General features: G+C 41.4%; 10 protein-coding genes, 1 pseudogene and 1 riboswitch. Of the genes and pseudogenes, 4 read left to right on the top strand and 7 right to left on the bottom strand.

From position 1 onward, the window contains the following. Positions 1–108 precede the first annotated feature (108 nt). The 7 genes and pseudogenes from PTE_RS05020 to thiB form a co-directional block, all read right to left on the bottom strand. A complete protein-coding gene (locus tag PTE_RS05020; RefSeq protein WP_036843824.1) occupies positions 109–1,026 on the bottom strand; it encodes an AEC family transporter in 918 nt (305 codons plus the stop codon). 12 nt (positions 1,027–1,038) lie between these two features. Further along, positions 1,039–2,043: a TauD/TfdA family dioxygenase gene (locus tag PTE_RS05015; protein ID WP_036843822.1), complete on the bottom strand. Its 1,005-nt coding sequence runs from the start codon at positions 2,041–2,043 to the stop codon at positions 1,039–1,041. Between the two features lie 867 nt (positions 2,044–2,910). After that, entirely contained in the window at positions 2,911–3,408 is a 498-nt protein-coding gene (locus PTE_RS05005; RefSeq protein WP_051477183.1) for a hypothetical protein, read from the bottom strand. 134 nt (positions 3,409–3,542) lie between these two features. After that, a pseudogene (locus PTE_RS05000) lies at positions 3,543–3,994 on the bottom strand (Hcp family type VI secretion system effector). A gap of 170 nt (positions 3,995–4,164) precedes the next feature. Continuing rightward, positions 4,165–4,872, bottom strand: a complete 708-nt coding sequence (gene thiQ, locus PTE_RS04995; RefSeq protein ID WP_036843820.1) for a thiamine ABC transporter ATP-binding protein ThiQ — start codon at positions 4,870–4,872, stop codon at positions 4,165–4,167. After that, entirely contained in the window at positions 4,865–6,469 is a 1,605-nt protein-coding gene (gene thiP / locus PTE_RS04990) for a thiamine/thiamine pyrophosphate ABC transporter permease ThiP (RefSeq protein ID WP_036843819.1), read from the bottom strand. The genes thiQ and thiP overlap by 8 nt, the downstream gene beginning before the upstream one ends. After that, positions 6,445–7,458 carry a thiamine ABC transporter substrate binding subunit gene (gene thiB, locus PTE_RS04985; protein WP_036843818.1) on the bottom strand — a complete coding sequence of 338 codons (1,014 nt, stop codon included), beginning with the start codon at positions 7,456–7,458 and terminating at the stop codon, positions 6,445–6,447. The genes thiP and thiB overlap by 25 nt, the downstream gene beginning before the upstream one ends. A gap of 71 nt (positions 7,459–7,529) precedes the next feature. Continuing rightward, a riboswitch (TPP riboswitch) is annotated at positions 7,530–7,634 on the bottom strand. A 113-nt stretch (positions 7,635–7,747) separates the two neighbouring features. On the opposite strand from thiB, the gene rppH reads away from it, so the two are divergent. The 4 genes from rppH (at position 7,748) to thyA (ending at position 12,274) form a co-directional block, all read left to right on the top strand. Continuing rightward, entirely contained in the window at positions 7,748–8,278 is a 531-nt protein-coding gene (gene rppH, locus PTE_RS04980; RefSeq protein ID WP_036843817.1) for an RNA pyrophosphohydrolase, read from the top strand. A 9-nt stretch (positions 8,279–8,287) separates the two neighbouring features. Continuing rightward, positions 8,288–10,534, top strand: coding sequence for a phosphoenolpyruvate--protein phosphotransferase (ptsP, locus tag PTE_RS04975; protein WP_036843816.1), 2,247 nt, complete (start codon positions 8,288–8,290; stop codon positions 10,532–10,534). A gap of 73 nt (positions 10,535–10,607) precedes the next feature. After that, positions 10,608–11,483 (top strand): prolipoprotein diacylglyceryl transferase, encoded by an 876-nt coding sequence (gene lgt / locus PTE_RS04970; protein ID WP_036844272.1) that lies wholly within the window; start codon positions 10,608–10,610, stop codon positions 11,481–11,483. Next, positions 11,480–12,274: a thymidylate synthase gene (thyA, locus tag PTE_RS04965; protein WP_036843814.1), complete on the top strand. Its 795-nt coding sequence runs from the start codon at positions 11,480–11,482 to the stop codon at positions 12,272–12,274. Before lgt ends, thyA begins: the two co-directional genes overlap by 4 nt. Positions 12,275–12,329 lie beyond the last annotated feature (55 nt).

Genomic DNA, 12,329 nt, shown 5'->3' with positions numbered 1-12,329 from the left:
GCAGGGATTATTGAATATATCTATGAGAGTATAGTAAGAGAAAACGTATTACGTTTGTTATAAGTAATACGTTTTTAATATTATTTGGCTTTATTCTTATATATATTTCTATAATTTCATACTACCAAGAATTAAAGTTACAGTAATGATGGATAATAACGTAGTCCATGTGATAATAGATGCCATTGCCTCATGGTCACCTCCCATTTGTCTGGCTAATATATAAGCATTACCGGCACAAGGCACGGCGGAATATAGAATAGCAATATTCGCAGGCACGCCTGATGCACCTAAATATTTAATTATCAAGATGGTGATAAGTGGCATGACAACCAGCTTGAGTATAGTTGCATAGGAGATCGAAAGTAGCTTTCTTATATGCATGCTGATGATCAATCCAGCGCCTACAGACATTAAGCTTAATGGTGTGGCTGCATTAGATAGATAGATAAAAAGTTGCTTAATTGAACCAGTAATATGAATGTTAAAGAAGTTTAGTAACACACCAATGATTGCGCCAATGATGAGTGGGTTTTTAGCTAAAGCAAGGATAGCACTACTGAGGCTTTTTTTACTTCCACTACCATAATGATTCATGACCAGTACACTCATAATATTGGTGATAATTATCATATAGGCGACAAAAAATCCGGATAATGCAACACCTTCACTGCCAAATAGTGATTGTGAAAGGGCTATAAAAACATATGAATTATATCTAACTCCACCTTGAAAAATAGAGGTAAATAGAGCGGGTGTAGTATTAAATAAAAATCTACCAAAGAAAATAATAATAGCGACTATTATTGTGGAACTTATTGTTGATACTATTGGGTAGAAATTGTCAGCGCCAGAAAAATTAGCTTCGCTAATATCTAAAATTAATAAAGCAGGAAAAAATAGATAGTAAACAAATTTATCTGAAAAGTTCCAGAAATTAGAAACATCTTTTATATATTTTTTAGATAAGAAACCAAGAATAATTAGTAGAAATATAGGCAGAATTGAAAAGAAAACATTTAGCATCTGAAGATCCTTCTAAATAGAGAAAATTCTATTTTCGATTTGGTTTAAATATCTATGATTCCAAAGATTTGGTGAGATAAATACACGTTGCAACCAACGTAATGGAGTTCCTCTATTATCGAATGTTGGTGTGAATTTATCTCTTGAATGCAAAGTGAATCTGTTATCTATATATACTAAATCTCCTGGTTCAATATGTATTCCTACCGAATTTTCTTTAATCAAACAGTAGAATTTTTCCAAAGCAATTTCAGCTTTAGTTGTACTTGCTGTTATCATACCGGGATAAAATACAGCGCTGATGTCGGGTAATATATGATTTTCTGATATAAGTGGGACAAGATGGGTCTCTTCTTTCCCAATCACTGTGGATTGTCTCCAGCGGTAAGGTAATTTAATACTGTACAATGGTGCTGCTAATATCTCTATATCTTCTTTCTCTAATTGAGCAATGGATATACGTGAGTCTGATATATGTGTCAGAGGACCACCGGGATCATTCCTGACTCCTGTAAGTAATAAGCCTAGTGGTGAAACATTATATTGTTCTAAATGTTTTAACGCTGCATTTTCAATATGAAAATCAAGTTCAACATCAAATCCTAAACCTGTATATTCATTTTTCGATTCATGAGTTGGAATCAGGTTATTAATTAACTCTTTACCTTCAAAAAACATCGAATAGGGTTCACCGATGAGTGAAGCTATACCTGTTAAAAGGTTTTCACTAATATTTCCTGATTTTGCTGAGGGAGTATATTGGTTTGGTGATGGAGAGAAGAATATTTCACAGTCTATTGGCGTATTCTTTAGAATTATGTATGGCCTGGGATCTATAGATGCCCGCTGTTTATTCAGGGCTGATATTATCCTTACAGGTAAAAAAGACATCATTGCAGATCTTACTGCGTGAATATATAAATCACTCCCCGTAGGATCGTAATTAATTTTATTTAATGCTAAAAATAGGTCATGTTTTTCTTGCTTGGTTAATTGAAATAAGTTCTGATAATCCATTTATCATTCTCTTTGAAAAATAATAATGTTAATAACCGCAAAAACAAGAATATGTTACATTTATTATTCGGTTTTAAAACTAAAATTAACAAATAGTGTGATGTTAATCACCTTAAATAACTGATTGTATTTGATTGTTTTTTTGAACTATTAGGATGTGATGGAAAATCATATTTATAATCGAGAGTGATTTAGGTAACTTGAACGTCTAAAAGTTAATTTAAATAGAGTGATGTCTGGCAGGCAGGCGTGTCGGAGTTATGATTACATGTTAACGATTTTGTTAAATCGAATTCCTGGATTTCTTTTATAAAAATACCATTATGATTTCGTATCAAATCGCCAAATTTTCGTTGCCTTATAAAGCACGCGGCGAATTAACTATATGGAAAATATTAGAACAATATTACGCTTATCCCGTCTAGCAATAAAGCATAAATCTAGCGTAGTAAGTATAGAACCAATAAAGAATAAAAACGGAGGTAAAAACAAAATAGCTTATTGATCTAATTTTATTGTTTTTAAATAAAACATATGACTTGTAAAAACAGGCTATATAAAAAGGACTAAGTGGGATTAAGATAAATATGGAAGTGATTATATCAATACCTCCATCTTCATATTGCCATATATCACAGTCAACTGAGTTGAAGTCAAAAAGGTCTGTAACCCTGGGAAAAGCGAATGAGTTAATTAATCCAAAGGATAAAAAACTTAACATAAAAAATGTAAATATATCTGATATTTTCATTTTTTATCCTTTAAGTAAATTATCTAAATAATCCAGCCGTTTATATATACTTACTCCGTAAGAAATCCATTTTTTTTCATCAGTAGTGCTTAATTCAGGCGGAGTATTCATTATTCTTATGAAAAATCTCCCTTTTCTCTTGTTATACCACGATTATATCTAGAACCAGCCATGATATATTGTTCTTTTGTTAATTTCTTGGTATCTGCAGTAGGATAATCATAGAGAATTAAATCTCTTAAATAACGAGCAACCATTTTAATATTAAATTCATCAATTTGAAGGCAAGTTGCAATTTCTAACTGGTCTGTTGTTGTTAATGTATTTGAGTCGAAACCCATCATATCTGCTACATGTCTTATCTGTATTGCAACTATACCCGTAGAAGTTTCATTTGAGCCTTTTGAGCGAGTTTTATCAAGGTTAAAAGCCTGTTCACGCCATTGTCTCATTGCAATAGTGTTTAACTTCCACATATCTGGTTTACCGTCCGCTTCTATTCTGGCAACACCTGCCAAAAGATTTGGCGGGATTTGTTCTATATGGGCATATTTTAAAATTAGGTTCCTGTTATATTTTACATATGCATCTTTATAACCATCCAGATAATTCACTGAGCCTGGAATAAATCGATTAAGAAAATAAATCGAAGCATCTATTTCATCTCATCGCCTAAAAGATGGCCTGGAACTTGGGTCATATGTACAGAAATTATTACTTAATGCCCTGTCACGTAATTTATTCATTTTTAATAAACCTCATCATCTCTGGTACTATAAGCAGAAGTACCCGCAATGTGGTGACTCCAAATTATATTTTGATAAATGACAGAGATACTCTCTTCTGGTTGATTCTCTGCATGAGTTAAAGAGTGAGGGTAATTAATATTAAAAGCATTTATTTTTGCTTTTGTTAATTCTATTGAATAAAACTTTTCTTGAGCACCTTCTGATGAAGTTCTTCGTTGTTTGAAATTGCTAGTCCAAGTAAAGGAGAGGATTTATCGATGGGTTTTATGATATTAAAAGGATGATGGCTTACATGTTGTACGCGAGTTAAAGAATGTGTAGCGGAGTAAACTAATATTTGATCCCTGTGGTTCTCTTGATATTTATTACCAATAGAATCAAAAGTAGAACAGCCTGCTGAGATTAACCCTTGGTTCTTTCCTTTTATGGTCGCATAAATCAAATTAGACATTATTAAATCCTTTATGAAAAATTAATACATAAAAAATACTTATAACAAAAAAGATTTACACCATCCAATTTTATTTTTAAAATATAGACCTTAGTCACAGAAGAAAATAATCGAAATACCAAGCCATATCCTATTCCCATTTATTCTGATAGCGATGGAATTAATAACGCCTAATTAGAGTCTACCTTCCTTCCCAAAATAGCCGCTTCAGGAACAATACCGGCAACCAGTGCATTTGTTGAACCGTCATAATGAATATTGCCATCAACAACTAATAAAGCGCGGTCAGCTATACGGGCGGCATCATCCAGATTATGCGAAACCATCAGCAAAGTAAGCTGGCGTTCATTGCAAACTTGCTCCAGTAATATCAACATTTCATTACGCAGTGCTGGATCAAGAGCAGAAAAGGGCTCATCAAGTAACAGAATTGGCTGCTGGCGCACTAAACAACGCGCTAATGCTGCTCGTTGTCGTTGTCCACCAGAAAGTTGAGCAGGCAGGCGGGTAAGGCAATCTTCCAACGAAACTTGGGAGACTATTTGCTGTAATGTCTGTTGCTGTTTGCTATTAAGGCGTAATCCGGGATGTAATCCCAACCCAATATTCTGTTCAATCGTCAGATGAGAGAAGAGGTTATTTTCTTGAAATAACATGGATACGGGGCGCTGAGAAGGTGGCGTATTGGTGTGATTTTTTCCATTCAGCCATACGGAACCTTTTTCTGCTGTTTGAAAACCGGCGATCAGGTTCAGTAATGTACTTTTACCTGCTCCACTAGGGCCAAGAATAGCGATACGCTCCCCAGCCTGAATCTGCAAGTCAAAGAACATCACCAGATGTTCATAGGTGTAAGTCAGATTCTCAAGTTTAAGCATTATGTCGCCCCGGTAAGCGTTCAAGTAAACTAAACAGCATAAAACATAATAATAACAGCAATAAGGCGGTGACTGCGCCATCTTGACTACGGTAAGCCCCTATTTGCTGGTACAGATAGAAAGGAAGTGTACGGAAATCTTCATTACCAAACAGCGCGACCACACCAAAATCCCCAATCGAAAGGACACAAGCAAAAGCCAAAGCTTGCGCCAGCGGGATTTTCAGTGCTTTTAGCTCAATCCAACACAGTCGGTTAATACCTTGAATATTCAGGGATCGGCACAACGGATTATAGCGGGCTGCCAGATCTTTCATCGGATTATCCAGAACTTTCAATGCATAAGGAATTGCCATCAGTGCGTTGGTTAAAATCACCAGACCATAGGGTGAGCGGGGCAGGCCGATGGTGTCGTTAAGGAGGAGAAAAAAACCGGTTGCCAGCACGATGCCGGGCATCGCCAGGATCAACAAACCGCTTATTTCCATCGCTTGTCCCCAGCGGGGTGAATAACGCAGGTACAACTCGCGGCTGCTCCACAGCAGCATCATTGTGAATAAAACACACAGTAATCCGGCACCTAAAGCAATCACAACGGATGTGATAAATGCCTGCCACAATGCAGGTTGGCGTAATACGTTGAATAACCCGCTGTTCAGACCATCCACCACAACAGCTAACAATGGAGGCACCAGCAGTAACAGTGCTGCGGTAATTAACACGCTGTCACAGATTTTTCTCAGTAAAGTATCCTGTGGATTACGCCACTGCTGTTGATTGCTATAGCCGATGGATAGAGCACTGTTAAGTTTCTGACTAAGAAGAACCAGGCCAAGACAGCAAGTCAGCTGAATCAAAGCCAGTAACGCGGCACGGCCGAGATCGTAGTCATAGCTTAACGCCTGATAGATTGCCAGCTCGACAGTCGTTGCCGCAGGCCCGCCACCTAAAGCCAGCACGGTGGCAAAACTGGCAAAACAGAGCATAAAAATCAGCGCGCCGGTTGGCAGGATTTGGCGGCGCAGGTAAGGCCATTCAACGAAACGAAAATGTTGCCATTCATTCATACCCAACTGTGAGGCTAATTGCCGTTGTTCCACCGCAATGTTTTCCAGTGATTGCAGTAACAGCCGTGTTGCCAGTGGCATATTAAAGAAGATATGCGCCAGCAAAATGCCCTGTAAACCATAAGGGGTGAAAGGGTAATTGATACCGGCCCATTCACAGAACTGTGCCAGCCAGCCGACTCTGCCATAGACAGTTAGAATGCCGAACAGAGCGACCAGTACCGGCAAAACCAGCGTCATAGCACACAGGCGCAGAAACAAGGTTCGGCCGGGAAAATGGCGGCGGTAGAGTGCCCGGGAAAGAAAAATAGCGGGCATAACAGAAAACAGAGCCGATAAAAAAGCTTGCCAGAATGTAAAACGCACCACATGCCACAAATAGCGATCTTCTGTCAGTAAGTACCAGTCGTCTTCAGGCGCGTTAAACCAAAGTGTACCGAATGCCAGTAAAGCGACCAATAGCAAAAGACCGGCGGCAATCGCCCCCGGCAGCAGCCATCCGGCTATTAGCGGCTGACAGCGTTTTGCCATGTGCGAATCCATTGGTTACGGTGTTTTGCGACTTCTTCTGCGTTGTACTGTAATGATTTCTCTGGTATTGAAAGCTGTGAATAAACTTCTGGTAGTTGGATATCAATAACCGGATACATCCAGTTAGTGGTTGGAATTTCCTGTTGGAAAGCCGGAGTCAGCATAAAGCGCATAAATTTCTGGGCAAGTTCCGGTTGCTTGCTGGAGGCCAGTTGGGCGGCAACTTCGATTTGCAGGTAATGACCTTCACTAAACGTTGCCGCAGCATAATAGTCTTTCTTCTCAGACAAAATGTGATAGCCCGGTGAAGAGGTATAGCTCAGGACTAAATCGCCTTCGCCTTTCAGGAACAGACCATAAGCTTCACTCCAGCCTTTGGTGACCGTGAGTGTTTTCTTTGCCAGTTTTTGCCAGGCTTGTGGGGCATCATCACCATAAATTTTCTGCATCCACAACAGCAAACCTTGCCCAGGTGTGCTGGTGCGGGGATCTTGATAGATCACTTTCCAGTTATTGTGACTGTTGATCAGTTCATCCATGCTCTTTGGTGGATTTGGCAACGTATTTTTGTTGTAAATGAAGGCAAAGTAACCATAGTCATAAGGAATAAATACGGTGTTATTCCATTGTATCGGCAGCTTCAGCTTACGGGTATCCACTTGGCTTTCAGTGAACAGACCTGTCTGTTGGGCCGCTTGAATCAAGTTGTTATCCAGACCAAGGATAATATCGGCAGCCGTGCGCTTTCCTTCCATTCTGAGGCGGTTGAGCAGGGACACACCATCTTCCAGTGCAACAAATTTCAGCTCACAGTCACATTCAGCTTCAAACGCTTTTTTAATCGCGGGCCCTGGTCCCCATTCGGTGGCAAAAGAATCATAGGTGTAGACGGTTAATACCGGCTTTGCCTGTACAACCTGACTCAATAACAAAGCAGCGGCTGACAGTACCGTCAGTACGGTTAATTTGGAAAATAACGTCTTAAACACTTTGCTCTCCTTAATTAAGAGGATTGGCAAAGGATCTGAGGGCGCGCTAAACGGAAAGATAATTTCTGTGAAACAATTAGCAGCTCAAATCCCTACGCCGGTATTAGCCGGATCAGGTTCGGCGGGTTTACTCTCAGCAAGACCGTTTTAAACAGCCAGCACCCCGTTGAGATGGTGCTATTGTAGAGATTTAGCTAGCGACTGCAAAGTCCAATGATAGAGGTTTACCACTTGAGGGTAGTGTGAAACAATTAGTCATCTTTCAAATTTAGTTTATTGAGGTAGTCTGGTGATCGATGATGATGGCTACCGCCCGAATGTAGGAATTGTAATTTGTAATCGACAAGGCCAGGTTTTGTGGGCCCGGCGTTATGGGCAACATTCCTGGCAATTCCCTCAGGGGGGGATTAATCCGGGGGAATCACCAGAGCAGGCAATGTACCGGGAACTGTATGAAGAAGTGGGTTTAGGCCGGAAAGATGTACGCGTTTTGGCCTCTACCCGTAATTGGTTACGTTACAAATTACCTAAGCGTTTGGTGCGTTGGGATACAAGACCTGTCTGTATTGGCCAAAAACAGCGTTGGTTTTTATTACAACTGCTTTGTAATGAAGAAGATATTAATGTGCAGCACAGTAATACCCCAGAGTTTGACGGTTGGCGCTGGGTCAGCTATTGGTATCCTGTCCGGCAGGTTGTCTCTTTTAAACGTGATGTTTACCGGCGCGTGATGAAAGAATTTGCTTCGGTTGTGATGCCAATGCAGGAAAACGTATCATTATTACGTTCTTCATATTCTTATCGTCGCAAAAGAAGTTAGGTTAGCTCCATGCTTATGCGCTTACGGGAAATTGTTGAAAAAGTTGCGATGGCAACCAATTTGGCCGAGGCGCTTGAGCTATTGGTGAATGAGACCTGCCTGGCGATGAGCACAGATGTGTGTTCTATCTATCTTGCTGATCATCAACGGCAGTGTTATTACCTGATGGCAACCCGAGGATTGAGGAAACCCCGTGGAAGAATTATCAGCCTGGCATTTGGTGAGGGGGTGGTTGGACAAGTTGGTCAATTATCTGAACTGATTAATTTAGCGGATGTACGCAGTCATCCAAGTTTTAAATATCTGCCTCAGGTTAAGGAAGATAACTTCCGCGCTTTTTTAGGGGTTCCGGTTATTTATCGCCGTCAGTTGCAAGGCGTTCTGGTTGTTCAGCAGCAGGAACAACGCTTGTTTAATGAAACCGAAGAATCCTTTATGGTGACGCTGGCGACACAGTTGGCTGTGATTCTTGCTCAGGCTCAGACCAAGGGCTTGTTTGGGCACTACCGGCAGACCCGAATTAAAGCGTTGGCAATTTCCAATGGCATCGTCATGGCCCAGGGGTGGCAGGATTGTTCCCAGCCCTCATTTGAACAAATTTTTGAAGCATCAACCCTTGATCATGCAGCAGAACGTTCTCGTTTGATTCAGGCACTTGAAGATGCGACGGCGGAATGCCGGCGGCTCAGTAAGCGTTTTACTACCGGCTCTCAAAAAGAGAGTGCCGCGATTTTTGATCTCTATTCCTACCTTTTGAATGATCCTCAACTGAAACAAGATCTGTTTTCTTGTATTGAGCAGGGATCTGTTGCGCAATGGGCGGTTAAACAAGTTATTGAGAAATACGCAGAGCAATTCGCCAGCTTACAGGATGCCTATATGCGGGAAAGGGCATCGGATTTGCGGGCACTTGGGCAACGATTACTGTTTCATCTGGATGATTCACCGACTGTCAGTCATCTGTGGCCTGAATGGTTTATTCTGGTTGCTGATGAACTGAGTGCTAACCTATTGGCAGAAATGCCGCAGGAAAGATTAGCAGGGGTTATTGTTCGTGATGGCGCGACGCATTCACACTCTGCCATATTGGTTCGGGCGATGGGCATCCCGGCTATTATGGGAGCTGATATCCTGCCGGAACTCCTGCACAATCGTATGCTGATTCTTGATGGTTTCCGCGGAGAAGTTTTTATTGAACCTGAGCCGCTGATTTCTCAGGAATATAAACAGATCATCGAAGAAGAAAAAGCGCTGAGTAAACTGGCTGAAGGGGATGTTGATCAGGAAGCGCGGCTCAAAAGTGGTGAGCGTGTTCTTGTTCAACTTAATGCGGGTTTGAGTCTGAAATATGAGTTACATATAGGCAATAATATTGATGGTGTTGGTCTCTATCGAACTGAAATACCCTTTATGTTGCACTGTGGTTTCCCTTCAGAAGATGAACAAAAAGCCCGTTATCAGGAGATGCTGCAATTATTTCCTGATAAACCGGTGGTATTGCGTACACTTGATATCGGTGCGGATAAACAACTGCCTTACATGCCTATCAGCGAAGAAAATCCTTGTTTGGGGTGGCGTGGTATACGGGTGACATTGGACCAACCGGAAATTTTTCTTATTCAGCTTAGGGCTATGCTCAGAGCGAATGTTAATAGCGGTAATTTGAAAATCCTTCTGCCAATGGTTACTAGCGTGGAAGAGATTGATGAAGCTAAGAGATTGATAGACAGAGCGAAAGAGGAAGTTGAGCAAATTCTGGCGCATCAGATACCTATGCCGCAGCTCGGCGTGATGATTGAAGTTCCTTCGACCATTTTTCTCTTGCCACAACTCAAGTGCAGAGTCGATTTTGTTTCTATTGGCACCAATGATTTGACACAGTATCTGTTGGCAGTGGATAGAAACAACACCCAGGTCGCTTCCCTTTATGATTGTCTACATCCGGCTGTGATTCGGGCATTAAAACTGGTATTTGAAAATAGCCGGCAAGCGGGTCTTGCTATCAGTATTTGTGGTGAAATGGCGGGTTCTCCGATGGGTGCTCTGTTATTGATTGGTCTTGGCTATCGCAGCCTGAGTATGAGTGGTTGTAGTGTGCCAAGGATTAAATATTTATTACGTCATTTGGAGAGGGTTCAGGTTGAGCAGTTGATGACTGAAGTACTACAGGCTGAAACCAGCGTAAGAGTAAAGGAGCTGTCAGCAACGTTTATGGAGCGGCATGGGATTGGCGGTTTGGTCAGAGGCGGAATTTAATCCGTTTAACGGCCTGTGCTATGATCCGCAATCATTTGCCTTAGGATTCATTTTAAATATTAAGTGGGGAACGATGAGTAACAGCTACCTGGCATTTCCTAATATTGACCCGGTTATTTTTTCAATAGGCCCCATATCCCTTCATTGGTATGGTTTTATGTACCTGGTGGGGTTTGTATTCGCCATGTGGCTGGCGACACGCAGAGCCGCGAAACCTAATAGTGGTTGGGCAAAAAACGAAGTAGAGAACTTGCTCTATGCAGGTTTTGTTGGCGTCTTTGTTGGTGGCCGTCTTGGCTACGTACTGTTTTATAATCTTCCCGCCTTTCTCGATAATCCGCTTTATTTGTTTAAAGTTTGGGATGGAGGAATGTCTTTCCACGGTGGCTTGGTGGGTGTTATCTGCGCAATGTGGTTATTTGGTCGCAGAACTAAACGTCATTTCTTACAAGTTGCTGATTTCATTGCACCGTTAGTCCCTTTTGGCTTAGGAATGGGGAGAATTGGTAACTTTATTAACGGTGAATTGTGGGGGCGTGTCACATTGGATACACCGTGGGCTATGCTGTTTCCAAGCTCCCGTAGTGAGGATATTGCACTGGCAGCAACTGACCCTTCACTGTTATCAATACTTGAACAATATGGTGTTCTTCCCCGTCACCCTTCACAACTCTACGAAATGGCGTTAGAGGGGATCGTCCTGTTTATTATTTTAAATTTATATATCCGTAAACCTCGTCCAATGGGCAGTGTTTCCGGCCTGTTCTTAATTGGCTACGGTGTTTTCAGGATAATAGTGGAATTCTTCCGTCAACCAGATGCACAACTGGGTTTATTCGATGGAATCAGCATGGGACAGATTCTTTCTGTTCCAATGATCCTGGCGGGAGTTTTAATGATGATATGGGCATACAAACACCAAGGTAATAAGGTACAAGAGGTAAAATGAAACAGTATCTGGACTTAATGAAAAGAGTGCTAGAAGAAGGTACTCCAAAAGCAGACCGCACCGGGACGGGGACGGTCTCCATTTTCGGGCATCAGATGCGTTTCAATTTGCAGGATGGTTTCCCATTGGTGACAACTAAACGTTGCCATATCCGCTCAATTATTCATGAGCTTCTCTGGTTTCTGAATGGTGATACGAATATCAAATACCTGCATGAAAATAGTGTCACTATTTGGGATGAATGGGCGGATGAAAACGGCGATTTGGGGCCTGTGTATGGTAAACAATGGCGCGCATGGGGAGCGGCAGATGGCCGCCAGATTGACCAGCTGAAAACGGTGTTGGAACAGCTTAAAAGCGATCCGGATTCACGCCGGATCATTGTATCGGCCTGGAACGTCGGTGAACTGGATAAAATGGCATTAGCGCCATGCCATGCTTTCTTCCAGTTTTATGTTGCGGATGGCAAACTTTCCTGCCAGCTTTACCAGCGTTCCTGTGATGTATTCCTTGGCTTGCCGTTCAATATTGCTAGCTATGCATTGTTGGTTCATATGATGGCACAGCAGTGTGATCTGGCAGTGGGCGATTTTGTCTGGACGGGTGGTGACACGCATCTTTATAACAACCATATGGAACAGACACAATTACAGCTCAGTCGTGAGCCGCGTTCACTGCCAAAACTGGTTATAAAGCGTAAACCAGAATCACTTTTTGATTATAAATTTGATGATTTTGAAATTGTCGATTATGACCCGTATCCAGGAATAAAGGCACCGGTTGCTATTTAGAGGTTATGGCTGAAACAGTTCTTCTGTGTTTGTCAATAATCTGGGGGAACAATTT

It is taken from the genome of Photorhabdus khanii NC19 (genome assembly GCF_000517265.1).
Taxonomy (GTDB): Bacteria; Pseudomonadota; Gammaproteobacteria; order Enterobacterales; family Enterobacteriaceae; genus Photorhabdus; species Photorhabdus khanii.
This window is presented reverse-complemented; position numbering and strand designations above follow the sequence as displayed.

Excerpts from the sequence above, each read along its gene's own strand:
- PTE_RS05020 (WP_036843824.1), bottom strand. The coding sequence starts at position 1,026 with ATGCTAAATGTTTTCTTTTCAATTCTGCCTATATTTCTACTAATTATT.
- PTE_RS05015 (WP_036843822.1), bottom strand. The coding sequence starts at position 2,043 with ATGGATTATCAGAACTTATTTCAATTAACCAAGCAAGAAAAACATGAC.
- thiQ (WP_036843820.1), bottom strand. The coding sequence starts at position 4,872 with ATGCTTAAACTTGAGAATCTGACTTACACCTATGAACATCTGGTGATG.
- thiP (WP_036843819.1), bottom strand. The coding sequence starts at position 6,469 with ATGGCAAAACGCTGTCAGCCGCTAATAGCCGGATGGCTGCTGCCGGGG.
- ptsP (WP_036843816.1), top strand. The coding sequence starts at position 8,288 with ATGCTTATGCGCTTACGGGAAATTGTTGAAAAAGTTGCGATGGCAACC.
- lgt (WP_036844272.1), top strand. The coding sequence starts at position 10,608 with ATGAGTAACAGCTACCTGGCATTTCCTAATATTGACCCGGTTATTTTT.
- thyA (WP_036843814.1), top strand. The coding sequence starts at position 11,480 with ATGAAACAGTATCTGGACTTAATGAAAAGAGTGCTAGAAGAAGGTACT.